Annotated in this window: 32 protein-coding genes; 13 read left to right on the forward strand and 19 right to left on the reverse strand. The window is 68.7% G+C overall.

The window, feature by feature from the left end; all coding sequences use genetic code 11:
* The first annotated feature begins 17 nt into the window (after positions 1-17).
* From AB7E03_RS13640 to AB7E03_RS13655, 4 genes are all read left to right on the forward strand, one after another.
* Positions 18-707 carry a hypothetical protein gene (locus AB7E03_RS13640; protein WP_489941904.1) on the forward strand — a complete coding sequence of 230 codons (690 nt, stop codon included), beginning with the start codon at positions 18-20 and terminating at the stop codon, positions 705-707.
* Positions 707-1,279, forward strand: a complete 573-nt coding sequence (locus AB7E03_RS13645; RefSeq protein WP_489941905.1) for a GNAT family N-acetyltransferase — start codon at positions 707-709, stop codon at positions 1,277-1,279. Before AB7E03_RS13640 ends, AB7E03_RS13645 begins: the two co-directional genes overlap by 1 nt.
* Before the next feature lie 77 nt (positions 1,280-1,356).
* The gene (locus AB7E03_RS13650; protein ID WP_489941906.1) at positions 1,357-2,118 is read left to right on the forward strand and encodes an EAL domain-containing protein; all 762 of its coding nucleotides are present in this window, start codon (positions 1,357-1,359) and stop codon (positions 2,116-2,118) included.
* A gap of 57 nt (positions 2,119-2,175) precedes the next feature.
* Entirely contained in the window at positions 2,176-3,495 is a 1,320-nt protein-coding gene (locus AB7E03_RS13655) for a diguanylate cyclase domain-containing protein (protein ID WP_489941907.1), read from the forward strand.
* Positions 3,496-3,541: 46 nt separating this feature from the next.
* Here AB7E03_RS13655 and AB7E03_RS13660 read toward each other — a convergent pair whose 3' ends face one another.
* The 4 genes from AB7E03_RS13660 to AB7E03_RS13675 all read right to left on the reverse strand — a co-directional run bounded on the left by AB7E03_RS13660 (position 3,542) and on the right by AB7E03_RS13675 (position 6,515).
* Entirely contained in the window at positions 3,542-4,618 is a 1,077-nt protein-coding gene (locus AB7E03_RS13660) for a YihY/virulence factor BrkB family protein (protein WP_489941908.1), read from the reverse strand.
* Between the two features lie 99 nt (positions 4,619-4,717).
* Complete coding sequence (locus AB7E03_RS13665) at positions 4,718-5,296, reverse strand: DUF3618 domain-containing protein (RefSeq protein WP_489941909.1); 579 nt, start codon at positions 5,294-5,296, stop codon at positions 4,718-4,720.
* Positions 5,293-5,709 carry a phage holin family protein gene (locus tag AB7E03_RS13670; protein ID WP_489941910.1) on the reverse strand — a complete coding sequence of 139 codons (417 nt, stop codon included), beginning with the start codon at positions 5,707-5,709 and terminating at the stop codon, positions 5,293-5,295. Before AB7E03_RS13670 ends, AB7E03_RS13665 begins: the two co-directional genes overlap by 4 nt.
* A complete protein-coding gene (locus AB7E03_RS13675; RefSeq protein ID WP_489941911.1) occupies positions 5,706-6,515 on the reverse strand; it encodes an ATP synthase subunit B family protein in 810 nt (269 codons plus the stop codon). The genes AB7E03_RS13670 and AB7E03_RS13675 overlap by 4 nt, the downstream gene beginning before the upstream one ends.
* A 157-nt stretch (positions 6,516-6,672) precedes the next feature.
* Here AB7E03_RS13675 and AB7E03_RS13680 point away from each other — a divergent pair, with 157 nt between their 5' ends.
* Positions 6,673-7,605 (forward strand): hypothetical protein, encoded by a 933-nt coding sequence (locus AB7E03_RS13680; RefSeq protein WP_489941912.1) that lies wholly within the window; start codon positions 6,673-6,675, stop codon positions 7,603-7,605.
* Positions 7,606-7,617: 12 nt separating this feature from the next.
* Here the strand turns inward: AB7E03_RS13680 and AB7E03_RS13685 are convergent, their stop codons facing one another.
* The 4 genes from AB7E03_RS13685 to AB7E03_RS13700 form a co-directional block, all read right to left on the reverse strand.
* Positions 7,618-9,549, reverse strand: coding sequence for a PKD domain-containing protein (locus AB7E03_RS13685; protein ID WP_489941913.1), 1,932 nt, complete (start codon positions 9,547-9,549; stop codon positions 7,618-7,620).
* A 90-nt stretch (positions 9,550-9,639) separates the two neighbouring features.
* A complete protein-coding gene (locus AB7E03_RS13690; protein ID WP_489941914.1) occupies positions 9,640-10,203 on the reverse strand; it encodes a dihydrofolate reductase family protein in 564 nt (187 codons plus the stop codon).
* A 43-nt stretch (positions 10,204-10,246) separates the two neighbouring features.
* The gene (locus AB7E03_RS13695) at positions 10,247-10,504 is read right to left on the reverse strand and encodes a hypothetical protein (protein WP_489941915.1); all 258 of its coding nucleotides are present in this window, start codon (positions 10,502-10,504) and stop codon (positions 10,247-10,249) included.
* 134 nt (positions 10,505-10,638) lie between these two features.
* On the reverse strand, positions 10,639-11,037 hold the full coding sequence (locus AB7E03_RS13700; RefSeq protein ID WP_441784368.1) for a MerR family transcriptional regulator: 399 nt from the start codon (positions 11,035-11,037) through the stop codon (positions 10,639-10,641).
* A 93-nt stretch (positions 11,038-11,130) separates the two neighbouring features.
* Here AB7E03_RS13700 and AB7E03_RS13705 point away from each other — a divergent pair, with 93 nt between their 5' ends.
* Entirely contained in the window at positions 11,131-11,358 is a 228-nt protein-coding gene (locus tag AB7E03_RS13705) for a hypothetical protein (protein ID WP_489941916.1), read from the forward strand.
* A gap of 10 nt (positions 11,359-11,368) precedes the next feature.
* On the opposite strand, the gene AB7E03_RS13710 is transcribed toward AB7E03_RS13705, so the two are convergent.
* The 3 genes from AB7E03_RS13710 to AB7E03_RS13720 form a co-directional block, all read right to left on the reverse strand.
* Positions 11,369-11,806 (reverse strand): MarR family winged helix-turn-helix transcriptional regulator, encoded by a 438-nt coding sequence (locus AB7E03_RS13710; RefSeq protein ID WP_489941917.1) that lies wholly within the window; start codon positions 11,804-11,806, stop codon positions 11,369-11,371.
* Between the two features lie 22 nt (positions 11,807-11,828).
* Complete coding sequence (locus AB7E03_RS13715; protein ID WP_489941918.1) at positions 11,829-12,071, reverse strand: DUF6458 family protein; 243 nt, start codon at positions 12,069-12,071, stop codon at positions 11,829-11,831.
* Positions 12,072-12,150: 79 nt separating this feature from the next.
* Positions 12,151-12,966, reverse strand: coding sequence for a shikimate 5-dehydrogenase (locus tag AB7E03_RS13720; protein WP_489941919.1), 816 nt, complete (start codon positions 12,964-12,966; stop codon positions 12,151-12,153).
* A gap of 112 nt (positions 12,967-13,078) precedes the next feature.
* Between AB7E03_RS13720 and AB7E03_RS13725 the strand changes: the two genes are divergently transcribed.
* The 4 genes from AB7E03_RS13725 to AB7E03_RS13740 all read left to right on the forward strand — a co-directional run bounded on the left by AB7E03_RS13725 (position 13,079) and on the right by AB7E03_RS13740 (position 18,421).
* Positions 13,079-14,266 (forward strand): ROK family transcriptional regulator, encoded by a 1,188-nt coding sequence (locus AB7E03_RS13725; RefSeq protein ID WP_489941920.1) that lies wholly within the window; start codon positions 13,079-13,081, stop codon positions 14,264-14,266.
* A 109-nt stretch (positions 14,267-14,375) separates the two neighbouring features.
* Complete coding sequence (mmsA, locus tag AB7E03_RS13730; protein ID WP_489941921.1) at positions 14,376-15,923, forward strand: multiple monosaccharide ABC transporter ATP-binding protein; 1,548 nt, start codon at positions 14,376-14,378, stop codon at positions 15,921-15,923.
* Between the two features lie 2 nt (positions 15,924-15,925).
* On the forward strand, positions 15,926-17,269 hold the full coding sequence (gene mmsB / locus AB7E03_RS13735; RefSeq protein WP_489941922.1) for a multiple monosaccharide ABC transporter permease: 1,344 nt from the start codon (positions 15,926-15,928) through the stop codon (positions 17,267-17,269).
* A 60-nt stretch (positions 17,270-17,329) separates the two neighbouring features.
* Positions 17,330-18,421, forward strand: a complete 1,092-nt coding sequence (locus tag AB7E03_RS13740) for a substrate-binding domain-containing protein (RefSeq protein ID WP_441784376.1) — start codon at positions 17,330-17,332, stop codon at positions 18,419-18,421.
* A 115-nt stretch (positions 18,422-18,536) separates the two neighbouring features.
* Here the strand turns inward: AB7E03_RS13740 and AB7E03_RS13745 are convergent, their stop codons facing one another.
* Genes AB7E03_RS13745 through AB7E03_RS13760 form a run of 4 tightly spaced genes read right to left on the reverse strand, consistent with a single transcriptional unit; the run spans position 18,537 to position 20,688 of the window.
* On the reverse strand, positions 18,537-19,013 hold the full coding sequence (locus AB7E03_RS13745; RefSeq protein ID WP_489941923.1) for a hypothetical protein: 477 nt from the start codon (positions 19,011-19,013) through the stop codon (positions 18,537-18,539).
* Between the two features lie 55 nt (positions 19,014-19,068).
* The gene (locus AB7E03_RS13750; RefSeq protein WP_441784378.1) at positions 19,069-19,374 is read right to left on the reverse strand and encodes an AzlD domain-containing protein; all 306 of its coding nucleotides are present in this window, start codon (positions 19,372-19,374) and stop codon (positions 19,069-19,071) included.
* The gene (locus AB7E03_RS13755) at positions 19,371-20,111 is read right to left on the reverse strand and encodes an AzlC family ABC transporter permease (protein WP_489941924.1); all 741 of its coding nucleotides are present in this window, start codon (positions 20,109-20,111) and stop codon (positions 19,371-19,373) included. Before AB7E03_RS13755 ends, AB7E03_RS13750 begins: the two co-directional genes overlap by 4 nt.
* Before the next feature lie 31 nt (positions 20,112-20,142).
* On the reverse strand, positions 20,143-20,688 hold the full coding sequence (locus tag AB7E03_RS13760; protein ID WP_489941925.1) for a TetR/AcrR family transcriptional regulator: 546 nt from the start codon (positions 20,686-20,688) through the stop codon (positions 20,143-20,145).
* A 90-nt stretch (positions 20,689-20,778) separates the two neighbouring features.
* Between AB7E03_RS13760 and AB7E03_RS13765 the strand changes: the two genes are divergently transcribed.
* Positions 20,779-22,035, forward strand: coding sequence for an MFS transporter (locus AB7E03_RS13765; RefSeq protein WP_489941926.1), 1,257 nt, complete (start codon positions 20,779-20,781; stop codon positions 22,033-22,035).
* On the opposite strand, the gene AB7E03_RS13770 is transcribed toward AB7E03_RS13765, so the two are convergent.
* Both AB7E03_RS13770 and AB7E03_RS13775 read right to left on the reverse strand, forming a co-directional pair.
* Complete coding sequence (locus AB7E03_RS13770; protein WP_489941927.1) at positions 22,019-23,038, reverse strand: NADPH:quinone reductase; 1,020 nt, start codon at positions 23,036-23,038, stop codon at positions 22,019-22,021. The genes AB7E03_RS13765 and AB7E03_RS13770 overlap by 17 nt on opposite strands.
* Positions 23,039-23,079: 41 nt before the next feature.
* The gene (locus AB7E03_RS13775) at positions 23,080-24,267 is read right to left on the reverse strand and encodes a MarP family serine protease (protein ID WP_489941928.1); all 1,188 of its coding nucleotides are present in this window, start codon (positions 24,265-24,267) and stop codon (positions 23,080-23,082) included.
* A 136-nt stretch (positions 24,268-24,403) separates the two neighbouring features.
* Between AB7E03_RS13775 and AB7E03_RS13780 the strand changes: the two genes are divergently transcribed.
* Positions 24,404-24,544, forward strand: coding sequence for a hypothetical protein (locus AB7E03_RS13780; RefSeq protein WP_441784384.1), 141 nt, complete (start codon positions 24,404-24,406; stop codon positions 24,542-24,544).
* Between the two features lie 10 nt (positions 24,545-24,554).
* Here the strand turns inward: AB7E03_RS13780 and AB7E03_RS13785 are convergent, their stop codons facing one another.
* Both AB7E03_RS13785 and AB7E03_RS13790 read right to left on the reverse strand, forming a co-directional pair.
* Entirely contained in the window at positions 24,555-24,698 is a 144-nt protein-coding gene (locus AB7E03_RS13785; protein ID WP_489941929.1) for a hypothetical protein, read from the reverse strand.
* A gap of 46 nt (positions 24,699-24,744) precedes the next feature.
* Positions 24,745-25,440, reverse strand: coding sequence for a copper resistance CopC family protein (locus tag AB7E03_RS13790; protein WP_489941930.1), 696 nt, complete (start codon positions 25,438-25,440; stop codon positions 24,745-24,747).
* Between the two features lie 128 nt (positions 25,441-25,568).
* Between AB7E03_RS13790 and AB7E03_RS13795 the strand changes: the two genes are divergently transcribed.
* Positions 25,569-26,225 carry a response regulator gene (locus AB7E03_RS13795; protein WP_489941931.1) on the forward strand — a complete coding sequence of 219 codons (657 nt, stop codon included), beginning with the start codon at positions 25,569-25,571 and terminating at the stop codon, positions 26,223-26,225.
* Positions 26,226-26,228 lie beyond the last annotated feature (3 nt).

Genomic DNA, 26,228 nt, shown 5'->3' on the forward strand with positions numbered 1-26,228 from the left:
ACGACGAAAGGAGCGCAGTGGACGACAACGCGTTCTTCGAGCGGGCCATCCTCGCATCCGCCGCTGGACTCGACGACGACGACGCGATCCGGCAGTTGCGGTCCCTCTTCACCCCCGGAGAGCTGGCGGCCTGGGAGGAATCCCGGACGGCCGCCGTTCCCGTCGTCGTGCCGGTCGGTCACGACGACGAGCACGACCACTACTGGGCGGACTGGGGCGAGTACGGCATCCGCGGCACGTCACCGAATTCCTACGAGGCGGCGCTCCACGACCTCGCCGCGCACGTGCGAGCATGGGCATCCCAACGACGTGCCGAAGACGCCCACGGCCAGACGGCGGCGGTCGCCACGCTCGTCCGGGAGCTGGACGGGCGTGGCGACGACGAGCTGCGCACCTACCTCCTCGTCCGCGTCTCCTTCGACCGCGGCCACCTGACCTTCGGCATCGCCGACTTCGTCGAAGAGGACGGAACGACGACGCAGCGAGCCATCCCGCTCGACGACGGACACCCGCCCGCGGAGATCGACCTGCCCGTCGATGGACACAGGAAGACGTACCAGAGCAGCATCCGCGGAGACCGCGTCGCGTTCTCGCCTGTCGGCTCGGGGCCGAGCGTGGGCAACACCTTCCGCCAGGAAGACCCGACCGGAGACGTCGACGCCGAATTTCCCCAGGAGGACTACCGCCCGCGCGAGCGGAACGCCTGATGGACCCGGACATCGACGCCCGCGAACTGACAGCGGTACGACCTCTCGACGGCCCACGTATCCGTCTGGTGCCACTGGGTCCTGAACACTTCGACGCTGTGTGGTCCGGCCTCGCCGACACGGAGACCCTTCGCCTGACCGGCACGCGGGCGGAGTTCACCGAGGCGGCGGTCCGTGAGCACCTCGCACGCATCGGGATGGCGCCCGACCGGGCCGACTGGGCCATCCTCGACGCAGCGACTGGTCGGTACCTCGGCGAGATCGTCCTCAACGATCTCGACGACGAGAACGCATCCATGAACACGCGCATCGCCCTGCTCCCGGGCGTTCCGGGCGGCGGATACGGAACCGAGGCGATGACCGTCGTCCTCGATCACGCCTTCACGACCATCCGGCTACACCGGGTGCAGCTCGACGTCTACGCGTTCAATCCGCGGGCGCTCCACTCGTACGAGAAAGCCGGATTCGTCGTAGAGGGGCGACAGCGGGACACCCTGTTCTGGGACGGCGCATGGACGGACTCCGTCCTGATGAGCGTGCTGAGCACCGACCCGCGCCCCACCTTCCGATAACAGCGCCTGTTGACACGGAGCCCGCACGCGGGCACTATCGCCAGCGGAACCGCCGCAGTGGCGGGCAAGGAGGTCGCGTGGTGACGTGCGAGGTGGAGGCGCGAGAACTGTCGGACGCCATCGCCGCACGCGAACTCGACGTGTACGTACAACCGCAGATCGACGTCTCAACCGGTCAGGTCGTCGCGGTCGAGGGCCTGTGCCGGTGGACGCACCCGACGCGCGGCCCCATCCCTCCTGCAGAGTTCGTCGCGCTCGCGGAGGCGACGGGAACCATCCACGAGCTCGGCCTCTTCGCGCTGCGCGAGTGCTGCCGTATCGGACGAAGCTGGCAGGAGCGCGGAGTCAAGCTTGCGGTCGCCGTCAACGTCTCACCGCTGCAACTGGAGACGGACCTCTTCTTCGACGAGCTGGAGCGCCAGCTGACCGAGTCACAGCTCCCGCCGGCGGACCTCATCGTCGAGGTGACCGAAGCCGAGCGCATCGACGATTATGCAGTGGTGGCTGGACGGCTCGACATCATCCGCAAGTGGGGTGTGACCGTCTCGATCGACGACTTCGGTTCGGGGCATTCGTCGATCGAGCGCGCCGTGGCGGTTCGCGCCCAGGAGATCAAAGTCGACCGGAGCCTGCTGGCCCGCGGTGACTGGGCGGCGGTCGCCGACGCGGTCACCGTCGCGCACGGGAGCGGGATGCGGGTCGTCGCCGAGGGGGTGGAGATGCAGGAGCAGCTGGCCGAAGTCAAGAATGCGGGATGCGATCGTGCACAGGGCTACTACATCGCCCGGCCGTCCCCACCGGACGTCTTCGAGGACTGGCTGCAGTCGCTCGTGCGCTAAATTCGTCTATGTATCGACCCGCCGCGTAGCGGCCCAGCCATCCGAAGGAGAGTAGCGGTGCGGCCCATTGCAGCGGACGACTTGCCGTGCGCCCTCCTCGAGTTGGATGGCGAAGGTCGGATCCGCGACGCCAACGACGTCTTCGTCGAGTGGACCGGACTCTCGCTGCGCGAACTGACAGGCCGGCCATTCGCCTCGCTGCGTACCCGCATCCCCGCTATCGGTGGACGCTCCGACGGGCTGATTCGCCTGGCGAACGTCGACGGCACCTCACGTTCCGTCATCGTGGGGAGTCGCCCGACCGACGACGGCGAGGCGCTCGTGCTGGTGGATGCGACACAGCGTGCCGAGCGGGAAGAGGAGTTGGTCCGGTCGCAGGCGCTGCAGGAGCGTACGCGCAACCGACTCGAACTGATCATCGACTCGTCGATCGCGTTCTCCGCCGCCACCTCCGAGCAGGCGCTGGTCGACATCCTGGCCACCACCGTCGCGAAGGCGTATCAGGCCGAGCAGGCGGCGGTGTTCCTACTGGATGAGACCGGCGGGTTCAGCCAGGCCTCGGGCAGCAACCCGATGCGCTCCCTCGAGCAGACCACCTCGCTGGTGTCGCAGGCCTCGGCGCTGCGTCACGTTGTCACGATCAGCGGGACGACGGCGGCGGACGCCATTGCGCCGGTGCTCGGGCAGGCGATGAGGGATGCGGGCGTCGACGCCGTGCTCGTCGCGCCCATCCAGCACGACGATGTGCTGTTCGGCCTTTTCGCGGCGTTCTTCCTCCACCCGCGGCAGTTCGACTCCGAGGCAGCACCACTGGCCGACGCGCTCGCCGGGCAAGCCGCCCAGGCGATCACGACCCTGCGCCTGCAGCGCCAGCTGGAACACGCGGCTATGCACGACGAGACGACCGGGCTGCCGAACCGGCGGCTGCTGGAGACGGAACTCCTCCAATACCAGCGGTCGACCTCGACGCTCGTGGCGACTCTCTTCATCGACCTGGACGGCTTCAAGCGCGTCAACGACGGGCTCGGCCATCACACCGGCGACCTCCTGCTGAGGGAGGTCGGCGAGCGTCTGCAGGCGGCCGTCCGCCAGGAGGATCTGGTCGCGCGGTACGGCGGCGACGAGTTCGTGGTGGTGTGCGAGGTGCCCGAAGTTGCAGCGGCGGAGGAAGTCGCCGATCGGATCCGCCACGCCATCGAGCTGCCGTTCACCGGCATCCCCGCCAGTTTCCCGATCAGCGCGAGCATCGGGATGTCGATCGCGCGCACCGAGGACCCTGCCTGGACTCCCGACCGGCTGATCCGCGAAGCCGACCACGCGATGTACTCGGCGAAGAACGCCGGAGGCAACCGTGTGGTCGGCATCCCGGTCGGCTGAACGTTCAGCTGAACCGTCGGTCCGCTGACGCTCACGCCAGCGGGCGTCAGCGCTTCTGCGGCCCGTCGTCGCCGGACGCGGCGGCCTCCTCGCGTAACCGACGCGACTCGTCGATGATCGTCTCCTCCTTCTGCGCCGACTTCTCGCTGAGGCGGGTGTCGCGCGGCGGCAACTGGATGGTCTCCTCGGCCTCCATACCGGCCTGAAGCTCACGACCGCGCTCGATCTCCGCGTCGAATTCGGCCCCGAACAACAGCGCGAGGTTGGCGATCCACACCCACAGCAGGAACACGATCACGCCCGCGAGCGGACCGTACGTCTTCTCGTAGTTGGCGAAGGTCGCCACGTAGAACGCGAAGAGGAACGTGGCCACCGCCAAGACGACGATCGCGATCAGGGCGCCCATGCTGATCCACTTGAACTTCGGCTGACGTGCGTTCGGCGCCGCGTAGTACAGGATGGCGATGATGACGACGACGATGATGAGCAGCAGCGGCCACTTCGCGATCTCCCACGCGATCCGCGGGGCTGTGCCGATCCCGAGCGCATCCCCGATGGCCTTCGTCACGGGACCCGAGACGACGAGGATGAGCGCCACGATCGTCACCAGCACGACCGTGATGACGGTGACCAGCAGCTGCTGCGGCTTCAGCTTCCAGAACGGCCGGCCTTCGTCGATCTCATAGATGCGGTTCATCGCACGAGAGAAGGCGCCGACGTACCCGGAGGCGGACCAGATCGCGAGGACGATGCCGAAGACGAGCGCGAATCCCGACGCGGGCGAGTTGACCGCGTTCTCGATCGGACCCTGCAGCAGCTTGGCGGTCGATCCGGGCGCGACCCCTTTGATGATGCCGAGCATGGCATCCGTCGCCGACTTCCCCTGGCCGAGGACGCCGAGCAGCGACACCAGGGCGATCAGCCCGGGGAAGAGCGAGAGGATGCCGTAGTAGGTGAGCGAGGCCGCGATGTCGGTGCACTTGTCGGTGCTGAACTCGCGCATGGTCCGCTTGAAGACCAGTTTCCACGACGGCTTGTCGAGGTGCGGCGGGCTGTCCGGCTTGCGGTCGTCTTCCGGGGAGGGGGCATCGGCCAGGCGCTTGCTCGCACCGATTTCGCTCATCGCGGGGGTCCTCTCGATGGGGTCGGGGGTCATCAGGGGATGAAAAAACGCGGCGGAAGGCCGGGGGGATGGCCTTCCGCCGCGCGTGCTGGGGGAGTGTTACTGGTCGGACTGCAGTCGCTGTCCGGTCTGCTTGGCGTCGTCGGCGACGGCACCCGCCCGGTCGGTGGCTTCGTCCTTGACGGTCGAGACGCCATCCTGTGCCGTCTCCTTGACTGCCTGGACGGCCTCCTGTGCCGGCTCCTTGAGGTCGTTCGCGACCTGCTTGCCGACGTCAGCGGCCTCCTGGAGCAACGGCTGCGCGGCGTCCTTCGCGGACGCGGCGAGTTCCTGCTCCTTTGTGCTGGCGGGGATCAGGGATGCGACCAGCGCGCCGACGCCGAAGGCGATCAGGCCCACCGCGAGCGGGTTGCCCTGCGCCTTGTTAACGACGGTGCGTCCGGCGTCAGCGACGGTGTTTCCCGCATCGGACATGGCTCCTCCTGCGCTGCTCGTGAGGTCGTCGGCGGATCCCATGATCCGCTCGCTGATGGAGTGGAAGGTGCCCTTCACCTTGCGCGTCTGGCGCTGGGCGATCTTGCTGGGCGTGACCTTGTCGGCCAGTGCATCCACGTCGCCGCTCAGGTTGCGGCGGGTGGCTTCGATGTCGGCGCGGATCGCGTCGGGGTCGTCGCTCATCGGTTCTCTCCGTTCGGTTTCAGTGTCTGCGGGATTTCCTTGACCGTTTCGACGGTCTGCGGGGCGCCTTTGACGGTCGCCAGCTGCTTGCGCCCGACCAGGTAGAGGATGAGCGCGACGATGGCCCAGATGATGGCCACGATGACCGCCGACCAGGCGTTCCCGACCAGGTAGCCGAGCGCCCACCACAGGGCGATCGAGAGGAAGAACACGGCCATGAGGCCGGCGTAGCCTGCTCCTCCGAGGAGGCCGGCGCCTTTCCCTGCACGGGTCGCGGTCTGCCGCATCTCCGCTTTGGCGAGTTCCATCTCCTGCCGGATGAGCGTCGAGAGGTCGCGGCTGACCTCTGCGAGCAAGTCACCCAGCGAGTTGTTCGCTGCGCGCTCCTCCGCGGGGCTGGGCTGGTCGGTCATGCCCGGCCTCCGGTGTAGCCCGCGCCCGGAAGCTCGGGGAGATCGTTGCCGTCGTCGTACAGGCCGCCGGCCGTGGTGCTGTAACCGCCCACCGTTTCGCCACCAACGGCGCCCGGCGTGGTGTAGCCCGCTCCGGTGTAGCCCTGCGTACCGGTGACTCCGGTGGAGCTGCTGCTGCTGCCCGAGCCGGAGTCTCCTCCGCTAGCGAGGGCGCGGGTCAGCCGTCCGGCGAGTGCGCCGGCGATGGCCGCGGCGGCGATGAAGGTGCCGGGGTTCCGTCGCGCGTACGACTTGACCTCGTCGATCAGCGAGCCGGGGTCGCGGGCGTCCAGCCAGCCGGCGATGGAGTGCGTCCGCTGCGCAGCCTGGCGGACCAGGTCGCTGGCGACGCCGCCGGACTCGGAAGCCGAAGCCATCTGGTCGAGCTCGTCGCCGACCGAGTGGAGGCCGCTGGCCACACGTTCCTGCTGCTGCGCGGCCTGGCTGCGCAGCTCTTCGCGGGTCTGCTCGTAGAGGTCCTTGGCCTGCGACTTCGCCTCGCCCGCGACGTTCTTCGCCTGCTCCTTGGCGGTGGCGGCGACGTCCTTGCCGGCTTCTGCAGCGGAGCCGGCGACGCGGCTCGCCTCATCGCGGACGCCTCCCTGGCCTCCGCTCGATCCGCCGGCCGTCGCGCTACCTGCGGTAGTACCGCCGACGGTCGCGGTGGTGGGCTGCACGGTCTCGGGAAGCCCGGCCTCCGGGTCGATGGCGTCGCGCCTGCTGTCGAAGATCGGTGTGTCCGCGGACTGGTCGTCTGACATGGTCATGACTGACTTTTCCTTTCGATGGATGTGTCCGGTTGGGATGTGCGGCCCACTCAAGACACCCGTGGAAAGCGGGTCCAGTCATTGACGATGTCTCATGTGAGGGGTAGCTGCGCGCGAACTCCTGCCGCCCGTCGAGGCCCGTGGGTATGGTGTGCGCATGAGTGTCGTCGACTGGCTTCTGGACTCAGACCCGGCCATCCGCTGGCAGGTCATGCAGGATCTCGTGGGTTCACCGCCGGAGGAGGTCGCCGCCGAGCGCTCGCGCGTGGCCCGGGAGGGCTGGGGTGCCGCCTTCCTCGCCGAGCAGGCGGAGGATGGGCTCTGGGACGGCGGCACCTACCGACCCGGGTGGATCCCTCCAGCGCGCGACGGCTTCGACGCCTGGAGCGGAACGCATTTCAGCCTCCAGCAACTGGTCGATTTCGGGCTCGACCCGGAGAGTCCGGAAGCGCGGCGGGCGGTGCAGCGTGTCCGTGAAAATGTTCGCTGGGAGCACGCCGGCGAACCGTACTTCGATGGTGAGACCGAGCCGTGCATCAACGGCGTGGCCCTGACCATCGCGGTGTACTTCGGCGAGAGCGGCGACCGGATCGCCCAGACGCTGATCGAGTCGCGGCTCTCGGACGGCGGGTGGAATTGCTGGGCGGAGTACGGCGCACGGGTGTCCTCCTTCCACTCGACCATCTGCTCGGTGGAGGGTCTTAGAGCGTGGATCAACGCGGGAGGTGACGATCCGCGTGCGAGCGCGGTCGTGGAGGCGGGGGAGGAGTACCTGCTCGAGCGCGGTCTCTACCGTCGCCGTTCCGACGGCTCCATCCCGGATCCCCGGATGACGATGCTGTCATATCCCGTCCGTTGGTACCACGACGTGCTTCGCGGGCTGGATCACTTCCGCGTGCAGGATCGTCGGGATCCGCGTCTCGCCGACGCTGTCGAGCTGGTCCGCGGCAAAGCGGACGCGGACGGTCGGTGGGTGCTGGAGAACACCCACGAGGGCTCGGTGATCGTCGAGTTCGACATGGAGGGCTTCCAGAGCCGCTGGCTCACCCTTCGTGCGCTGCGGGTGCTGCGCTGGTGGGATGCCGCCTGACCGCGACGGAGGTCAGGGCTTCGTCGCGGTCAGATCGTCCACCGTCATCGTCACCGGCGCGTTGGCGACGCCGCCGGAGAGGTAGCCGGTGACGGCGAGGCCGCCGGGCCCCTGCAGCGCCGCCGTGCTGTCGGTCGCCGACCGCTGCCAGGCCGCGGGCTCGGTGGTTCCGTCGAGCCATGCTTTGGTCTCGATCAGGGTCGGTGCTGTGCCGGTCGTACGCATCCGGATGTTCAGGCGGGCGCCGGCCGCGTAGGTTACCGGCACGGCCGCGGACGTCTGCACGACCACTTCGTTACCGCCGCTCTGATCCACCCGGACGATCTGGATGCTGACCTTCCCGGCCGCCGACACGATCACCTTCGAGCCGTACGACCCCGCGGTGGCGATGCGTCTGCCCTGCACCGTCACGTAGACGTTTCCCGAGGAGGGCAGCTTGTCGATCGCCACCGCGAGCCGGAGGTCGATGCCGGTCGCGCTCACCCCGGGTAGCCGAGCGGTGCCGCCCGACCCGGTGGGCAACTGGATGCGACCCGTCCCGGCCGAGACCGAGTACAGGGACGAGCTTCCCGCAACCGACCAGGCGCCGCCGGTCGGAGCCACTCCCCATCCACTCGTCACCGAGCGCTCGAAGGAGTCGGCAGCCAGCGTGTCTGCCGGGGGCGGGGGAGCTGTCACGGTGAGGGTACGTGTCGTCACCGCCGTGGCTCCGCCGTCATCCGTCACCGTCAGGCGCGCGGTGTAGGTGCCCGCCGAGGCGTAGGTGTGCGACGGCGAGCCGCCGGTCCCCGTTGCGCCGTCGCCGTAGTCCCAGGCGAACGAGGTGATCGTTCCGTCTGGGTCGGTCGAGCCCGTCCCATCGAACGAGCAGGCGAGGTCGGTGCAGGACGACGCGAAGACGGCGTTGGGCGGCTGGTTGCCCGCTGCTGGCGGTCCGATGACGAAACTGTCGGAGAATGCCGCGCCGGCCGCACGGGCGAACGACGCACTGAGCTGTGTCGCGCTCGCCGTCACATCCAGCGATCCATAGGTGGGTGTCGCCGGATTCCCATAGGAGGAAGCGAAGTATCCCGCTTCACTGTCGTCGGGGTGGGCGGCATAGTTGCCGTTACCACCGGTCCCCACGGTCGCGAAGACCGTGCCGGCGCCCTTCACGAGCGTGCTGTCGGAGTCGGCGACGCATCCGGGCGTGTACGTGCCGGGCATGACGGACGAGCACGTGCCGCTGAGGGCGAGCTGCTTCGTCCGTTGATAGAGGTGTTCGTGCCCGGTGAGCACCAGATCCACTCGCTTCGATGTCAGCAGGTTCATGATGTCGGACCCGGCCTCGCAGCCGTAGTCGCCCAGCGAGAGGCAGGGTTTGTGCATGCCGACGACGACCCAGGGCGTTCCGGCGGCCCGGGCGCCGTCGATCGCGGACTGCGTCCACGTGTAGTGCGAGCTTCCGGCGGCGTAGCTCCAGACGCCGTCCGTGAAGGGGAGACCCGGCGAGATCATGATGAAGCGGACGAGTGGCGAACCCTGGGGCACGTCGACGTAGTACTCCCGGCCGTAGGTGCCGACGGCGCCGGGAAGCTGGTTCGGCAGGCAGGCCGAGAAGTCGTTGATGTTGCCGTTCTGGCCGTTGCTCTCATGGTTTCCGGAGACCAGCTCGAACGGGAATCCCGCTCCGACCTTCTGCGTCACCTGATCGCACCAGGCCTGCTCCTGCCCTGTCGTGCTGTACGAGAAGTCCCCGAGTGCGAGATGCAGGTCGGGAGCAAGCGTCTTCACGCCGGCGAGGACGGACTGTGACGACGCGGCCGTTCCGTAATCGCCGGAGGCGGTGAAGTGGACGCTGCTCGCGCCGGGCGAGACGCCCTGCACGGCCTGGGGGAGGCCGACGCTCAGGAGGGCGGCGGCCGCGACGACACCGGCCGCCGCGAGTACTCGGTGCTTGACCATCGCAGGCGCTCCCCGGCCCGTTCCGTTGCGGGCCTTCGGGCACAGGGTAGCGCCGCGGCGCTCGCTGCGGGAGTAGAAGGCGAGGTTTGCTCAGGAATGGTCGATGGTGTAGCTGAGCGCGACGGTGCCGCCCGCGAACCGTCGCGCTTCGTGCAGCTCCAGCCGGACGAACTGGTCGTGCGGCAGCGCAGGAGTGCCGCCGCCCGCCGCAACGGGGACCAGGATCAGGTGCACCTCATCCACGAGGCCGGCGGCGAAGGCGGCAGCAGCCAGAGTCGGTCCGCCCACCGAGACGTCGCTATCGGAATCCGCGATGAGCCGCCGGGTCGCCTCCGGATCGAATCGCTTCTCGAGCCGCGTGCGGGGCGTCGTGACCTCGGCGAGCGATGAGGAGTACACGACCTTGTCGGCGCTCCGCCACACGTTCGCGTAGTCCACGATCACCGGTTCGTCGTCGCCCTCCCCGGGGAGGTCCTGCCAGACCTTCATGGTCTCGTACATCCGCCTGCCGTAGAGGTACGTGCCGACGTCGCGCTCCAGGTCGTTGACGAACGCGTGCACCTCTGGGTCGGGGTGCGCCCAGTCGAAAGAGCCGGAGGAGTCCACTGTGTAGCCGTCGATCGACGCGATGGCCCCGAAGATGAGTCGTCCCATGCCGGGACTCTAGAGCGACGGCGGCCCAGCGGCCAGAGGCCGCTCAGCCGAGCTGCGGCAGCAGCGCCGTGAGGGCGTGCAGTTCGTCATGGAAGATCAACGGTACGACGGCGTCGAGCGCCAGGCCGATTCCGAGGGTCAGCAGCACGGCGCCCGCCGCCAGCAGAACCAGCGTCACCAGCAACTGCAGGTAGGCGTTGCCGGTGACGGCGGCGAGCAGCCCCCGCGCTCGCCGCCGCACCGGGACCGATGCCGTACCGAGGATCGGTGCGGTTTGCAGTCCGTGGCCCAGTGTCGTCATCGGTCTCCCCCTTCGCGTCGAGGCCGTGAGCCGGAAGCTCGCGTCGACACTGTCGAGTCAACCGGCAGGGGGCAGGCCGGGGCATCGACCGGAGGTAGTGGCGGGGTCATCCCACGGGATGATCCGCGGCGGTGTCAGGAAGCGCCGACGGTGCACCCGCAGCCGTGCGCAGCCTCGGGGATGCGGTGCTCGGCTCCGTCGAGCCTGCTCGCGAGCAGTTCGCGGCGGCGTTCGAGCGACGCGATCGCCGCATCCAGTTCGGCCAGTCCGTCGCGGTAGGCGTCACGCGACGCGGGGCACTCGTCGCTGTGTGCGTGGCCGGAGCCGAGGCAGTCGATGAACGGCCGCGCCTTGCCCGGCGGGATGCCCGTCGCGGCGAGTTCTCGGATCTCGAGTACGGCGCGCAGGTGCTCGTCGCCGTACTCGCGGTACCCGTTGGAGAGCCGCGTCGGCGAGACGAGACCGAGCCGTTCGTAGTAGCGAACGGCTTTCACGGTGACCCCGGCCTGCTCGGCCAGTTCGCTGATCCTCATGTCTTCCTCCGAGGTCAGCGTAGACCTTGACCTGCGGGACAGGGTCCAGATGGAGTACACTATTGGTTAGTGCACTAATGAATCGAGGGGATCATGCCCGGACGCTTCGCCAGCTGGTACTCGAGCTGGAACGAGAAGCTCATCCGCATCGCCGGCCCTGCCCAGCTGGGCGCCGGCCACCCGGAGGCGCCCGAACAGCGCTCGGCCGGTGCTCCCTGCCCGATGTGCGGGCGTCCGATGACCGAGCACCAGGTGCTGCGGCCGGGCGGTCAGCGTGATGCGACCCGACTGGTGTGCCCGGCGCCCTCGCAGGCCGCCTGAGCAGCAGGCGTCACTCTGCGCGAGCAGCCGCGCCGATGATGGTGTGCAGACTCTCGCGCAGACCCTCGAGTTGCGACACCGGGAGGCCCAGTCGCGCGACGATCCGGGAGGGGATCTTCTCGGCCTCCTCGCGCAAGGCACGGCCGGCCTCCGTCAGTCGGACCTCAAGCGCACGCTCGTCCGCCGCACTGCGCTTGCGCTCGATGTAGCCGGTCGCTTCGAGCCGCTTCAGCAGCGGGGACAGGGTGGCCGGCTCAAGCGCCAGGGTGTCGCTCAGGTCTTTCACCGTGCGGGGCTCACGCTCCCAGAGCGCCAGCATCACGAGGTACTGCGGATGCGTCAGCGAGAGCGGTTCGAGCACCGGACGGTACAAGGCGATAACGCTGCGCGCGGCCACGGCGAGGCCGAAGCACACCTGGTTCTCAAGCGCGAGGAGGTCATCGGACATCCGGCCATTGTAGGCCTGCGTCTCAGTAGTCATCGGTGCGGCGCTCGACCCGCTCGCCGGTGACCGGATCCACGCCGTCTTGCCGGACGACCGTGCGCGGTCGCCGTCGAAGTGCGAACGCCAGCGAGATGACGAACACCACCAAACCGGCGCCCATGAGGATGTACCCGGTGGTCTTCAGGTCGATCCAGCTCACCTGCACCTGCAATGCGAAGGCCAGGATGAGGCCGACGACGAAGATGAAGATGCCGCTTCCGATGCCCATGCGCCACGCTCCTTCACGCTCGGGCTCAAGCTACTCCGCAGCGGACCGGGTGCGCAGTACCGCGGCCCGATCGCGAGCTCTACTCGGCCCGCGAGAACTCGGATGCGCGAGCGACCTGCTCAGGGCTCAGGCGGACCCCGGTGTAGCGCTCGAACTGCCGCGCGGCCTGCAGGGCGATCACCTCGGCGCCGGTGATGACAGCGGTGCCGGCATCTCTCGCGGCCGCGATCAGCGGCGTCTCGGAGGGAAACGCGACGACGTCGAAGACCGTCGACGCCCGCTCGATGAACGGCTGGCCGAACGCGAGGACGTCCTCGGAGTCCCCGCGCATCCCGAGCGGGGTGACGTTGACGATGACGTCGAAGTCGGGCTCGGGATCGGCCGCGACCCACGCGTAGTCGTACCGCTCCGCGAGCGCGGACCCGGCCTCGGCGTTGCGCGCAACCACGGTGAGGTCGTCGAAGCCGGCACCTCGGAACGCGGCGACGACGGCCTTCGCCATCCCCCCGGAACCGCGGACGAGTACCCGCTGAGCGGGGTCGACCTCGTGCTCGGCGAGCAGCTGGGCGACGGCCTCGTAGTCGGTGTTCGAGGCGGTGAGCAGCCCATCCTCGTTCACGACGGTGTTCACCGACTCGATCGCGACCGCCGACGCCTCCAGGTTGTCGACCAGCGGGATGATGGCCTCCTTGAACGGCATGGAGACCGAGCAGCCGCGGATCCCCAGGGCGCGGATGCCGCGCACGGCGCCCTCGAGGTCGTCGGTGGTGAACGCCTTGTAGACGAAGTTGAGTCCCAGCTCGTCGTACAGGAAGTTGTGGAACCGCGTGCCGATGTTGCTCGGGCGGCCGGCGAGGGAGATGCAGACCTGCATGTCCTTGTTCAGGATGGGCATGCCTCCATCATCGCAGTCGGGAGGCGCGAAAGAACCGCTGTCACCCGTCCGCGGGGTGGACTCTTGCGTTCACAGCTTGACTACAACAGCTCGATCATTCACGCTTATCGCTATGACCGCCACTCCGGGGCTGATCCCACGTGGCGCACGCAATCCAGGGTCGCAGGGCGCGCTCAGGCATTTGAACCAGGAGCGACTCGTCGAGTTCCTCCTCGCCAACGGACCGTCCACCCAGGCTGAGCTGGCGCGCGGGACCGGCCTGTCCACCGCCACCGTGTCCAACATCGTCCGCGACATGGCGGCCAAAGGTGTCGTCTCGACGTCGCCGGTGACCTCCAGCGGGCGCCGCGCGCTGCTCGTGCGGTTGACCGACACCGGAGACATCGCGGTCGGCGTGGACTTCGGGCGCAGACACGTCAGAATCGTGCTCTCGACCCTCGGCTACCAGGTGATCGCCGAGGAGGAGGTCGCCCTCGAACCCGGCTACGACGTGCTCGGCGCGGTGGGGGAGGCAGCGGCGCTGCTCGACCGGATGCTCATCGCCGGCGGCTACGACCGGGAGTCGGTGCTCGCGGTGGGCGTCGGCATCCCCGGCCCGATCGACCGGCGAACGGGCACCGTGCTGCAGGGGGCCATCCTCCCGGAATGGGTGGGAATCACCCGCCGCGAGCTGGAGGATGTGTTCGGCTTCCCGGTGATGGTGGACAACGACGCCAACCTCGGAGCGCTCGCGGAGGTGACGTGGGGCGCGAACCGCGGTCAGCGGAACCTGATCTTCGTCAAGATCGGTACGGGGATCGGGGCCGGCCTCATCCTGAGCGGCCAGCCGTACTACGGGTTCCTCGGAATCACCGGCGAGCTGGGGCACACTCCGGTGGTGGAGCACGGGGTGATCTGCCGCTGCGGCAACCGCGGCTGCCTGGAGACGGTCGCCTCCACGAGCGTGATGCTGGAGTCTCTGGGCCGGGACAGCGGCACGTTGACAGCGGCCGATATCCTGCGCCGGGGGCTCGAGAAGGACCCGGCCGTGCTCCGCGTGGTGAGCGACGCCGGCACCGCGGTCGGACAGGCGATCGGCAACGTCGCGAACGTCATCAATCCGGAGTTGGTGCTCATCGGCGGCCCCCTGGTCGGGCTCGGCGACGCCCTGCTCGACCCCATTCGGCACGGGATCCGGCGGAACGCCATCCCGATCATCGCCGGGACCACGACCGTCCGCGTCTCCTCCCTGGGAGACCGCGCGGAGTCGCTCGGCGCCGCCGCCATTGTGATCCAGGGCGCCCTCGCCGGCAACGAGTGAGAATCCCTCAGTCGTTACCGCATTGTTGTCTTCACTATTTGACGACAAGTGAAGACATAGCGTTTACTACTTAGGCACATCATTTTCCACGCAGAACCAAGGAGCGACGATGCCGTCGAACGCAGTCATCCTCGAGATGCGCTCGATCACCAAGGAGTTTCCTGGTGTGAAGGCTCTGGAGGATGTCTCCCTCACCGTTCACGCCGACGAGATCCACGCGATCTGCGGCGAGAACGGCGCGGGCAAGTCCACTCTCATGAAGGTGCTGTCCGGCGTCTACCCGTACGGCACCTACTCCGGCGACATCGTCTACCAGGGCGACGTAATGCGCTTCAAGGACATCAAGTCCAGCGAGCAGCAGGGGATCGTGATCATCCACCAGGAGCTCGCGCTCATCCCCGAGCTCTCGATCACCGAGAACATCTTCCTCGGTAACGAGCCGGGACGCGGTGGCGTCATCAACTGGGGAGAGGCCAAGCGCCGCGCCTACGAGCTGCTCGCCCGCGTGGGCCTGGACGATGACCCGGACACCCAGATCAAGAACATCGGCGTCGGCAAGCAGCAACTCGTCGAGATCGCCAAGGCGCTCAACAAGGACGTCAAGCTCCTCATCCTCGACGAGCCGACCGCCGCGCTTAACGAGGCCGAGTCGGCCCACCTGCTCGACCTCATCGTGGGCCTGAAGCACAAGGGCGTCAGCTCCATCATGATCAGCCACAAGCTCAACGAGATCGAGCAGATCGCCGACCAGATCACCATCATCCGCGACGGCCACACGATCGAGACGCTCGACGTTCAGGCCGACGGCGTCGACGAGGACCGCATCATCCGCGGCATGGTCGGCCGCACGCTCGGGAGCCGCTTCCCGGAGCGCACCCCGAACATCGGTGAAACGTTCTTCGAGGTGCGCGACTGGGTCGTGCAGCACCCGCAGGTGCCGGACCGTCTGGTCGTCAAGAACTCCAGCTTCTACGTCCGCCGGGGCGAGATCGTCGGCTTCGCCGGCCTCATGGGCGCCGGCCGCACCGAGCTCGCGATGAGTGTCTTCGGCCACTCCTACGGCAACTGGGTCTCCGGTGAGATCTACAAGGACGGCAAGGAGATCCAGGTCCGCAACGTCTCCGAGGCCATCGACAACGGAATGGCCTACGTGAGCGAGGACCGCAAGGTGCTCGGCCTCAACCTCCTGGACGACATCAAGCAGTCGGTCGTCGCCGCCAAGCTCTCGAAGATCGCCAAGCGCGGCGTCGTCGACGACCTTCAGGAGTACGCGGTCGCCGACGAGTACCGCAAGCTGCTCCGCATCCGGACACCCGACGTCGACCGCGGCGTCTCGACCCTCTCCGGCGGCAACCAGCAGAAGGTGGTGCTGGCCAAGTGGATGTTCACCGACCCGGACATCCTGATTCTGGATGAGCCAACTCGCGGCATCGACGTCGGCGCCAAGTTCGAGATCTACGGCATCATCCAGCAGCTCGCGGCGCAGGGCAAGGGCGTCATCGTCATCTCCTCGGAGCTGCCCGAGCTGCTCGGCATCTCGGACCGCATCTACACGATCTTCGAGGGCCAGATCACCGACGAGCTGCCCATCGCCGAAGCGACGCCAGAGACCCTCCTGAAAAGCATGACATCCGCCAAGAAGAGGATTGCCCGATAGCCATGACCACACAGATTCCCGAGAAGAAGAAGTCCGGCGGTCTCCGCGACCTGGGCAAGATGTTCGGCGGTGGCCAGTCCACCGGTCGCCAGTTCGGCATCCTCGGCGCCCTCGTCGTCATCATCCTGCTGTTCGAGGTGCTCACGGGTGGCACCACGCTCGAGCCGGTCAACCTCATCAACCTGGTCAATCAGAACGTCTACGTCCTGATCCTGGCCATCGGCATGGTGATGGTGATCATCGCCGGCCACATCGACCTGTCGGTCGGATCGGTGGCCGCGCTCGTCGGCATCATCGTCGCGAAGTCGATGACCGACTGGAACGTGCCGTGGCCGCTCGCGATCATCCTCGGCCTGCTCGTCGGTGTCGCCATCGGAGCCTGGCAGGGCTGGTGGGTCGCCTACGTCGGCGTCCCCGCGTTCATCGTCACCCTGGCCGGCATGCTCATCTTCCGCGGCCTGAACCAGCTGATCGGCAGCGCGAACACCATCCCCGTCCCGGACGGCTTCACCTTCATCGGTGGCGGCTTCCTGCCGGAGTGGGGTCCGAACACCGGCTTCAACAACTCCACCCTGCTGCTCGGCATCCTCATCGCGGTCGTCATCGCGCTGGTGGAGGTCCGCACCCGCCGCAAGCAGACCAAGATGGGCTCCGAGAAGGCTCCGCTCTGGGTCAGCGTCTTCAAGGTCGTCATCCTCGACGCTGTCGTGATCTACGCCGCGATCCTGTTCGGAAGCGGCCGCGTGGGAACCTCGTTCCCCGTCGCCGGTGTGATCCTCGGCGTGCTGATCATCCTGTACTCGTTCATCACCCGTAGCACGATCTTCGGTCGCCACATCTACGCGGTCGGCGGCAACTGGCACGCTGCGGAGCTGTCGGGCGTCAAGATCAAGCGCATCAACTTCTTCGTGATGATGAACATGTCGGTGCTCGCGGCACTGGCCGGCATGATCGCCGTCGCCCGTTCCGTCTCGTCCGGCCCCCAGGACGGACTCGGCTGGGAGCTCGACGCGATCGCCGCCGTGTTCATCGGTGGTGCGGCGGTCTCCGGCGGTATCGGAACCGTGGCCGGCTCCATCATCGGTGGTCTGGTCATCGCCGTCCTGAACAACGGCCTGCAGCTCCTCGGCGTCACCAGCGACAAGGTGCAGATCATCAAGGGCCTCGTGCTGCTGATCGCGGTCGGTGTCGACGTCTACTCCAAGCGCCGCGGCGGCCCGTCGTTGATAGGCAGGATGTTCAACCGCGACAAGACCCAGCAGGCCGACGCCGCCGGCGCCGACCAGCCTGCAGTCGTTCCGTCCGGCGACTCGGCCGAGGACAGCTCCCGCTCGCTGACCTCCTGAGTCCCCTTCTCTCAGCTTTCATTCCCCTGCACCATCCACACACAGAGAAAGAGAAACGCAATGCGCAAAATCGCACTCGCGACGGTGGCCGTCGCAGCTGCCGCCGCGCTCGCCCTGACCGGCTGCTCGTCGAGCCGCTCCGGTTCGGACAGCAGCTCGGCATCCGGCTTCGCCAAGGACTCCACCATCGGTGTCGCCCTCCCGACTAAGACGTCGGAGAACTGGGTTCTCGCCGGTGGCTTGTTCGAAGACGGACTCAAGGAGGCCGGTTTCAAGGGCGACGTCCAGTACGCCGGTGGTTCGGGTGTCTCCGACCAGCAGTCGCAGATCCAGTCGATGATCACCAACGGCGCCAAGGTCGTCATCATCGGCGCCGTCGACGGTGGCCAGCTCGCCGCGCAGGCCAAGGCCGCGCACGACGCCGGCGCGACCGTCATCGCCTACGACCGCCTCATCCTGAACACCAACGACGTGGACTACTACGTCGCGTACGACAACGAGAAGGTCGGCGAGCTGCAGGGTCAGGCCCTGCTCGATGGCATGAAGGCCAAGTTCCCGGACAAGAAGAACTTCAACATCGAGCTCTTCTCGGGCTCGCCGGATGACGCCAACTCGGCCGTGTTCTTCAACGGTGCGATGAAGGTCCTCCAGCCGAAGATCGACGACGGCACGCTGAAGGTCGTCTCGGGTCAGACGGAGATCAAGCAGACCTCCACCCAGGGCTGGCTGCCGGCGAACGCGCAGACCCGCATGGACAACCTGCTCGCGAAGAACTACGCCTCCACCGAGCTCAACGGCGTCCTGTCGCCGAACGACACCCTGGCCCGCGCCATCATCACCTCGGTGAAGGGTGCCGGCAAGCCGGTTCCGACCGTCACCGGTCAGGACTCGGAGGCCGAGTCGGTCAAGTCCATCATGGCGGGCGAGCAGTACTCGACCATCAACAAGGACACCCGCAACCTGGTCAAGCAGGCCATCGCGATGGTCAAGGACCTGCAGGCCGGCAAGAAGCCCCAGGTCAACGACGACAAGTCGTACGACAACGGCAAGAAGGTCGTCCCGGCGTTCCTGCTGAAGCCGGTCATCGTCACCAAGGAGAACGCGGCCGAGGCATACGCCAACGACCCGACCCTGGAGCCGCTGACCAAGTAGTCGGTATCTCACGCACCCGCGTGAAACGAAAGGGGCCGGAGCGCAATGCGCTCCGGCCCCTTTCCCGATCCGTCCCCCGACAGGATCGGTCCCCCTGGCCGAGCTCGCTGTCAGGTTACGACCGCCTCGCAGGCACCGGCATCGGTGGCAGCACGGATAACCGGTCCGTGCGGGCTCGTGCAGGCGCCGGCCGGCGCTCCTGCGTCCTGGTCGCGGTCCGGGCGGATGCGGCGGTCGCCTCCCGGCGCAAAGCCGCCCGGTAGAAGCGCACTAGCTCGGCGGCGGGCGGACGCTGCGCCGCCATGGTCGCCGCGTCGGTTCGCCGCGCCGCCATGTGGTGGCGCCACGACTCCGAGGCGCAGCGGTGGTCCCAGGCGACCGACGCCGCGGCCTCCAGGGTGCGGCACCAACCGATGAGCTCGCGGCCCTCTGACGTGGGCGCCCACGTGACCACGCGGAACCACACGTCCGGCCGGTTGCGGTCGCCGAACCCGAATCGCCTCACAACGGCGTACGGTTCGCCGGCCGTCCCCTGGCGGAGCAGCCACTCGGTGGGCTGCGCATTCGCCACCGGGTGCCAGGATGCGCTCACGGCGTCACGGTATGCGAGGCCGCCGACACCGACGCGCCCGAGCCGGCGGCCGGGGTCAGGTGAAGAGGCGGATGAGAGCGGCCACCACCGCGGCCGCGGGGACGACCACGATGAACGGCACCCGGAGGGCGTAGAGGCCCGCCGCGATCGCGAGGGCCGGGAGGCGCGCATCCAGTTGCAGGGACTGCCCGGCGCCGAATGTCTGCACGCAGATCAGCGCGGCCAGCAGGGCCGCGGTAAGCAGGTCGCTCACGCGTGCGACCGTCGGGTGGTCGAGGGCTTTCGGCGGCACCAGCCAGCCGACCGCCTTCAGCCCGAGCACGCAGATCGAGCCGAGCAGGATGACGTGCCAGGTGGTCACGGCTCCACCTCCCGTTCCATCGGCACGGCTTCGGGATGCGGCGGGTCGGAGCGCCGCCCGAACAGGTTGAAGACCCCGACGACGATGGCGACGGCGGCGGCCGCCAGCACCGGGAGCCCTGGGGTGAGGAACGGCGTCAGGAGCGTGGCGACGAATCCTCCCGCGACGGCGACCGCCTGCGTCTGGCGTGCCTTCAGTCGCGGCCAGAGCAGCCCGAGGAAGGCGGCCGCCGCAGCTGCATCCAATCCGTACGCCTTCACGTCGCCGATCAGATCGCCGAGGAGCGCGCCTGCCAGGGTCATGATGTTCCAGCCGACGTAGACGACCAATCCCGTCACCCAGAAGCCGATGCGCTGCGCCCGCGGCTCGGTCTGCGCGGTGGCCACGGCGGTGGACTCGTCGATGGTCAGCTGCGTGGCCGCGGAGCGCCTCCAGAAGCCGGGGCCGATGATCCGCGACAAACGGAGCGCGTAGAAGGAGTTGCGGACACCGAGCAGCGCTGCGCTGATGATCGCGGTGCCGCCGGCTGCGGCTCCGCCCGACGCCAGAACGCCGATGAGGGCGAACTGGGACCCGCCGCTGAACATGACCAGGCTGAGCACGCAGGTCTGCCAGATGTCCAGACCGGACGCCGTGGAGAGGGCGCCGAACGAGATCCCGTACACGGCTGTCGCGATGCCGACCGCCCAGCCGGAGCGGGCCGCGGCGCGTTCCTCGCTGGTTCGTTCCTGGCGCATCGCCTCCCGACACTACCGGGTGACAGAGGGGTCAGCGGAACAGGCGACCGACGAGGTGAGCGGCGATGTCGTCCTCCAGCGTCCAGGGCAGGAAGATGACCCGGTAGATGATCGGGGCGATGACGATGTCGAGGATGTCGTCCGCCGTCACGGTGGTGTCCGGGTAGCGGTCGAGGAGGAAGGCGGCCTCGATGCGGCGGTTGCGCAGGCAGTAGGACTGCTGTTCGCCGGCGGCCGAGGCGCCCCCGCGCAGGAGCGCTGCGTTGACCGGCTTGCGGTAGTGCTCGACGATCTCGCTCGCCCACGCCGTGAGGTCGGCCCGGAGGCCGCCGTTCTCCGGCAGCGGGCGCTCGGGATCGAGCCGGTACGTCGCGATGTCGTTGATCAGGGTCGGGAGGTCGCCCCAGCGCCGGTAGATGCTGGTCGGGTTGACCCCCGCGCGCTCGGCGATCATCGGGACGGTGACCTTGTCCTGGCCCTTCTCCTCGACGAGCTCTTCGACCGCCGTGCGCACGTTGTGGATGACCGCAGCGCTGCGGCCTCCTGTGCGCTTGGAGGGTGTGGTCGTGGTGTCCATGGGAATAGCTTAAAGCAAATCTTGTTGCTTTATTGCACATCCCCCTCTATAGTCGGCAAAAGCAAGAATATTTGCTTTAAGGAGTCCGAAATGTCCACAGCCGAAGACACCCTCGCGACAGGCGGGATCCTCGCCGTCCGGCCCGAACGAGCCGTCCGCTCCCGCCGCTCCCTGCGTCTGCGGCCGGTTGCGGCGTTCACGGGCGCCGCCCTGGCGTTCGTCGCCGTGGCACTGGCCGTCGGCGCGCCCAGCCCGCTCTTCGTGCTGTACGAGCAGGAGTGGGGCTTCCAGCCGTGGCTGCTCACGGTGGCCTTCGCGATCTACGCGGTGACCCTGCTGATCACTCTGCTCATCGCCGGCTCCCTCTCCGACCACATCGGCCGGCGCCCTGTGTTGATCGGCGCGCTGGCGCTGCAGGTGGTCGCCATGCTGATTTTCCTGTTCGCGCCGGACATCGGCTGGATCATCGGCGCCCGCTCGGTGCAGGGCGTCGCGACGGGCGCTGCCATGAGCACCTTCACCGCGGCCCTCGTGGAGCTGGCGCCGGAGCGTCACAAGAAGCTCGGCGCGACCATCGGCAGCACCGCGCCGGTCGGCGGCATCGCGATCGGCGCGTTCCTCACCGGGCTGGCGGTGCAGTTCGTCCCTCAGCCGACGACGCTCGTCTTCGTCGCGCTCGCGCTGCTGTTCGTGGCCGGCATCCTCGTCGTCGTGGCCTCGCCGGAGACGGTCGAGCGACGCCCCGGCGCGGTGCGGTCGCTGATCCCGCGGCTGCTCGTCCCGCGTGCGGCTCGCCGGGAGTTCGTCGGCGCCATCCCGCTCTTCCTGGCGACCTGGATGCTCGCGGGCCTCTTCATCGGACTGTCGCCGTCGATTCTGCACGGCGTCTTCCACCTCGACAGCGGACTGCTCAACGGGGCGATCGTCGCCGTGCCGCCCGCGGTGGGCGCGCTTGCCGGACTCCTGCTGACCCGTGCTCCCGCCCGCCTGACGGTCGTGTGGTCGATGGCGGCGATCCTGGTCGGAGTCGCAGTAGCGGCTGTCGGCATCGGCGCGGCCCTGCTCCCGCTGCTGTTCATCGGTGCGACCGTCGCCGGCGCGGGCTTCGGCGCCGGGTTCTCGGCGATGCTGCGCATCCTGGCTCCACTCGCCCCGAACGATCAGCGCGCAGAGCTCTTCGCCGGGGTGTTCCTGGTGAGCTACCTCGCGTACGGGGTGCCGGCGCTGGTCGCCGGCGAGCTGATCACGGTCGTCGGACTGCTCCCGACCGCGCTCGGCTACTCGGCCGCGATAGCGATCGCCGCCGTGGTCGCCCTCGTCGTGCAGGCGGTCAAGACACGTCGATGAGCACCTTGCCCACGACGCCGTTCTCGACGGCGTCGTGGGCGGCGGCCGTCTGCTCGAGCGGGAAGCGTGTGATCGGGAGCCCGTGCTCCTCGCCGACCCGGAGCGCGCCGTCCGCGGCAGCGGCCGCCACGGCGCGCACAGCGGCCTCCTTCGTGTCCGTGGCGACCGTGTAGGTGAGCACGAACTGCCACCGCAGGTTCTTCGACATGCTCGGCCGGACCGGGATCGTGACCGAGTCCGAGCCCGGTGCGTCGGCGTAGCTCGCGATGGTCGCGTTGCGTCCGGTGACCTTCACGTCGAGCTCGGCGTTCGCGCTGACATTCACCTCGACCACGATGTCGACGCCTCGCGGGGCGAGCGCGCCGATCGCCTCGGCGGTGTCCGGGTCGGTGTAGTTGACGACATGGTGGGCGCCGGCCGCGCGAGCCAGCTCCGCCTTCTCGTGGCTGCTGACCGTCGCGATGACGGTGGCGCCCGCCCAGACGCCGAGCTGGATGGCCGCGTGGCCGACCGCTCCAGCGCCTCCGGCGACCAGCACCGTCCGTCCCTCCAGTGAACCGGACGACAGCTCGCCGGGAGCGTGCTCATAAGACGTGAGTGCCCGGTGAGCGGTGAGGGCAGGGATTCCGAACGACGCACCCTCGTCGAAGCTCACGCCGTCGGGCAGGGGCACGACGAGTCGCTCGGGAAGCACGGCCAGCTCCTGGGCCGTGCCGTCCGGGCGCTGGTAGGCGGCATCCCATACCCAGACGCGGTCGCCGACCCGGAAGCCGGTGACACCGTCGCCCACCTCGTCGACGACGCCTGCGCCGTCCTGGTTCGGCACCTGCGGCCGGGGGAGTTCGGCAGGACCGCTGCCGCGCCGGGCCTTCCAATCCGTGGGGTTCACGCCCGACACGTGGATGCGCACGCGCACCTCACCGGCGCCGGGATGCGGCTCCTCGCGCTCGCCGAGGGTCAGGACGTCCGAGTCGCCAGTGGCGGAGTAGCTCACAGCCTTCATGGGTCCAGCCAACCACGAGCCGGGGCGCGGTGCGACCGTGGTCAGCCGGCGGAGCAGGCACCCGAACTGATCGGGGCGGTCCCCACCGACGAGAGCACGGGTCGCAGTTCCGTGAGCGTCAGGGCGTAACCCGTGTCGGCGTCCGTCGCGCTCCGGGCGAAGACGATGCCCGCCACCTTCCCGTTGGCGTCGAGCAGCGGGCCGCCCGAGTTGCCGGGACGGACGACGCCGCGCAGCGAATAGATGTCGCGATCCACGCTGCCGCTCTGGTAGATATCGGTGCCGCGCGCCGTCACCCGATCGCGCACGCGTTGCGGCGAGATCGTGAACGGCCCGTTGCCCGGATACCCGGCCGCGTAGGCGGCGGCACCGGCCGTCAGGTCGGGTCCGATGTCGAGCGCTGTGGCGCTGAGGTCGGTCACATCGAGCACCGCCAGGTCGCGGGACGGGTCGAAGGCGACGATGGTCGCGCGCTCAGCGGCGAGACTGCCGGGTTCCCGGACGACGACGGAGGACGCCCCGGCGACCACATGCGCGTTGGTCACGACGCGGCCTCGCTGCACCACCCATCCACTGCCCTCGGAGTCGACCCCGCATGCGGGCTTCGAGGCGAGCACGGTGACGACCGACTCCTGCGACTGGGCGACGGCCGACGGGATGGACCCGTCCGGCGCCGGAACCGCCTTGATGGTCTCGCCGCCCTCGAACACCTTGGGGAGCCCGGCCCCGGCGAGTGCGTCATCCACCGCGCCCAGAACCGTCGACGAGGGGAGCGGGGCGATCCCGTCGAGGGTTGCTACCACGCGTGACGACGAGGCGGCCTGCACGACGGTGGCAAGACTTGTCGCCATTGCGAAGCCCGCCAGCAGCCACACGACGACCGCCCAGGTCAGGAGGCCGAGGACCGCCCCGACGAGCGAATCGAGCCAGCGGATCGGTCCGTGGCGGAGAAGCTTGCCGATGATGCTCGCAAGTGCTCCGGCGATGGCGTAGATCACGCCGGCGCAGACCAGGATGACCACGGCGGCGACCACCGACCGTTCTGTCACGCCGTCGAAGCCGTTCGCGGCGAACCAGCCGACGATGATGGGAGCGATCGTCAGCCCGAGCCAGAGGCCGAGGCCGAGGCCCACGAGCGTCCCGGCAGCACGGATGGCGCCCTTGGTCCACCCCGCCGCGATCGCCAGGATGCCGAGCACGACGAGCACGACGTCCACCACGATCTCCACGGGCCCACCCTGCCCCACGAGACTGGGGGACCGCTCAATCCGTCATGTGCATCCGCCGCCGGGCCGCCCTGTCGGATGGCCGTCGCCAGGGCTACCGTCCGAGGGGCAACGCTGTCCCGAGACGAAGGAGCACACCATGTCCGATCCCCTGGCCAACGGCGACGACGAGCGTGAGGACCTCGCCGAGGGCGAGCGGCAGTACACGAGTGCGGACCTGACGGCGCACGACGAGGAGACCGGTCAGATCCACGAAGAGGGCGAACAGCCCGCGAGGTGAGGGACGACCGTCAGAGACGGCCGTCCTCCTCATCGCCGTCGTCGACGGAGTCCGGCTGGGGCTGGGGCATGGGCACGATATCCGGGTCCATCTGATCCTCCGGGACGATGTCGGGGAAGTCCGCGGTCCGCTGGTCGCTGGTCTGTCTGGCCATGCGCGAACGCTACGCCCGCATCCCCGGATCGGATAGCCCCCGCCGGTCAGACTCCGCCGTGCTCGCCCGCATCGCCGTCCGCCGGGGCGGCGGGCTTGCGCCGTGACGTGACCACGATGATGACCACGCCGATGATCGCCAGCACCACGATGGCGATCCCGATGCCGATGACGAGCCCGAGGTCTGTGCCGGTGGATGCGGCCTGTGTCGGCTGCGGGGTCGACGCCGTCGCGGCGGGAGGTGCGCTGGACGAGGAGCCCGGCGTGGCGCTCGACGACGACTGCCCGGCGGGAGCGGAGCTCGCACCGCAGGGCGTCGCTTCCGTCCCGGGTGCGGCAGAGGCGCCGGCAGGAGGGGCGTACGAGAAGGCGTATGAGGAGGAGACGGTGTGGCCGTCCGCTGAGACGACCTGGTACGTGACCGTGTACTTCCCCGCCGGTCCGAGGGCCACGGGCGCACTGATCTTCGTGTCCGTGACCGTCGCGCATCCCGTCTCGAAGTGGTGCGTCGCCGAGTCCGGGCCGGTCACGGTGAGCAGGTTCGTCGAGCCGTTGCCGGACAGGTCGAGCACGCGGTCGTTGAAGGTGACGGTGACGGCGTCGAGCGGGCTCGTCACCGTGGAGTCGGCGGCCGGGTCGCTTCCCACCACGTAGTCGTGGGCGCTCGCGGCGGCGACCGGCGCAAGCGCGAGTGCGGCGGCGGCAGCGAGGACCGCCGCCGCCCTGAGCAGCCTGTTCGTCATCCCTGAACCTTACGCTCCACGCAGCGGCCCAGCCCTCTGAGGGCGGCACAGTACGCCGTGAGAACACGACCACAATGGGGGCCGCGGAAGCGCCCGGCAGGCCGGGCGTGTCGGGTTAGTCTGTGCGGGTGACGGACACGTGGCGGCGCAGGGTGCTGGTGGTCGAGGACCACGCCCTCATGCGTTCGCTCGTCGCCGAGGCGTTCGGCCGGCGCAGCTTCGAGACCGCGTCTGCGTCCTCCGCTAATGAAGCGCTCGAGCTCGCCGAGCGCTTCGATCCGGACCTCCTGGTGACCGACATCGACCTGCGGCAGCGACCGAACGGTGTGGAGCTCGCGACCATCCTCCGCCTGCGTGCACCGCATGTCGCGGTGATGTTCCTCAGCAACCTCTCCCGCGATGCGGCCGCGATGCAGGCACGGAGCACCGTCGAAGGTGCGTCGTATGTCAACAAGGCGGCCATCGAATCCGTCGACGACCTCGTGGATGCGGCCGAGGCGGTACTTGCCGACCGGCCGGTGGCGCGCGAGATGGCTGGGTCGGACGGGCAGGCCCGCTTGCTGGGGCTCACGGCCGCCCAGCTGGAGACCACTCGCCTCCTCGCGGCCGGCCTGTCCAACGCCGAGATCGCGCGGCGCAGGAACGTCTCGGTTCGTGCGGTCGAGAAGAGCGTCGAGCGGGTGTTCGCCGCGCTCGGGATCGCCGGGGGCGAGCGCACCACGCCCCGGGTCGCGGCCGCCACCCTCTACACGGCGACCTTCGGCGACCCCACCTCGGGGCTCTGACCG

It is taken from the genome of Leifsonia sp. RCC_180 (genome assembly GCF_058138205.1).

Coding starts and splice junctions, on each gene's coding strand:
- AB7E03_RS13645 (WP_489941905.1), top strand. CDS start 707: ATGGACCCGGACATCGACGCCCGCGAACTGACAGCGGTACGACCTCTC.
- AB7E03_RS13660 (WP_489941908.1), bottom strand. CDS start 4,618: ATGAGCGAAATCGGTGCGAGCAAGCGCCTGGCCGATGCCCCCTCCCCG.
- AB7E03_RS13665 (WP_489941909.1), bottom strand. CDS start 5,296: ATGAGCGACGACCCCGACGCGATCCGCGCCGACATCGAAGCCACCCGC.
- AB7E03_RS13670 (WP_489941910.1), bottom strand. CDS start 5,709: ATGACCGACCAGCCCAGCCCCGCGGAGGAGCGCGCAGCGAACAACTCG.
- AB7E03_RS13675 (WP_489941911.1), bottom strand. CDS start 6,515: ATGACCATGTCAGACGACCAGTCCGCGGACACACCGATCTTCGACAGC.
- AB7E03_RS13680 (WP_489941912.1), top strand. CDS start 6,673: ATGAGTGTCGTCGACTGGCTTCTGGACTCAGACCCGGCCATCCGCTGG.
- AB7E03_RS13685 (WP_489941913.1), bottom strand. CDS start 9,549: ATGGTCAAGCACCGAGTACTCGCGGCGGCCGGTGTCGTCGCGGCCGCC.
- AB7E03_RS13690 (WP_489941914.1), bottom strand. CDS start 10,203: ATGGGACGACTCATCTTCGGGGCCATCGCGTCGATCGACGGCTACACA.
- AB7E03_RS13695 (WP_489941915.1), bottom strand. CDS start 10,504: ATGACGACACTGGGCCACGGACTGCAAACCGCACCGATCCTCGGTACG.
- AB7E03_RS13700 (WP_441784368.1), bottom strand. CDS start 11,037: ATGAGGATCAGCGAACTGGCCGAGCAGGCCGGGGTCACCGTGAAAGCC.
- AB7E03_RS13705 (WP_489941916.1), top strand. CDS start 11,131: ATGCCCGGACGCTTCGCCAGCTGGTACTCGAGCTGGAACGAGAAGCTC.
- AB7E03_RS13710 (WP_489941917.1), bottom strand. CDS start 11,806: ATGTCCGATGACCTCCTCGCGCTTGAGAACCAGGTGTGCTTCGGCCTC.
- AB7E03_RS13715 (WP_489941918.1), bottom strand. CDS start 12,071: ATGGGCATCGGAAGCGGCATCTTCATCTTCGTCGTCGGCCTCATCCTG.
- AB7E03_RS13720 (WP_489941919.1), bottom strand. CDS start 12,966: ATGCCCATCCTGAACAAGGACATGCAGGTCTGCATCTCCCTCGCCGGC.
- AB7E03_RS13725 (WP_489941920.1), top strand. CDS start 13,079: ATGACCGCCACTCCGGGGCTGATCCCACGTGGCGCACGCAATCCAGGG.
- mmsA (WP_489941921.1), top strand. CDS start 14,376: ATGCCGTCGAACGCAGTCATCCTCGAGATGCGCTCGATCACCAAGGAG.
- mmsB (WP_489941922.1), top strand. CDS start 15,926: ATGACCACACAGATTCCCGAGAAGAAGAAGTCCGGCGGTCTCCGCGAC.
- AB7E03_RS13740 (WP_441784376.1), top strand. CDS start 17,330: ATGCGCAAAATCGCACTCGCGACGGTGGCCGTCGCAGCTGCCGCCGCG.
- AB7E03_RS13755 (WP_489941924.1), bottom strand. CDS start 20,111: ATGCGCCAGGAACGAACCAGCGAGGAACGCGCCGCGGCCCGCTCCGGC.
- AB7E03_RS13760 (WP_489941925.1), bottom strand. CDS start 20,688: ATGGACACCACGACCACACCCTCCAAGCGCACAGGAGGCCGCAGCGCT.
- AB7E03_RS13765 (WP_489941926.1), top strand. CDS start 20,779: ATGTCCACAGCCGAAGACACCCTCGCGACAGGCGGGATCCTCGCCGTC.
- AB7E03_RS13770 (WP_489941927.1), bottom strand. CDS start 23,038: ATGAAGGCTGTGAGCTACTCCGCCACTGGCGACTCGGACGTCCTGACC.
- AB7E03_RS13780 (WP_441784384.1), top strand. CDS start 24,404: ATGTCCGATCCCCTGGCCAACGGCGACGACGAGCGTGAGGACCTCGCC.
- AB7E03_RS13785 (WP_489941929.1), bottom strand. CDS start 24,698: ATGGCCAGACAGACCAGCGACCAGCGGACCGCGGACTTCCCCGACATC.
- AB7E03_RS13790 (WP_489941930.1), bottom strand. CDS start 25,440: ATGACGAACAGGCTGCTCAGGGCGGCGGCGGTCCTCGCTGCCGCCGCC.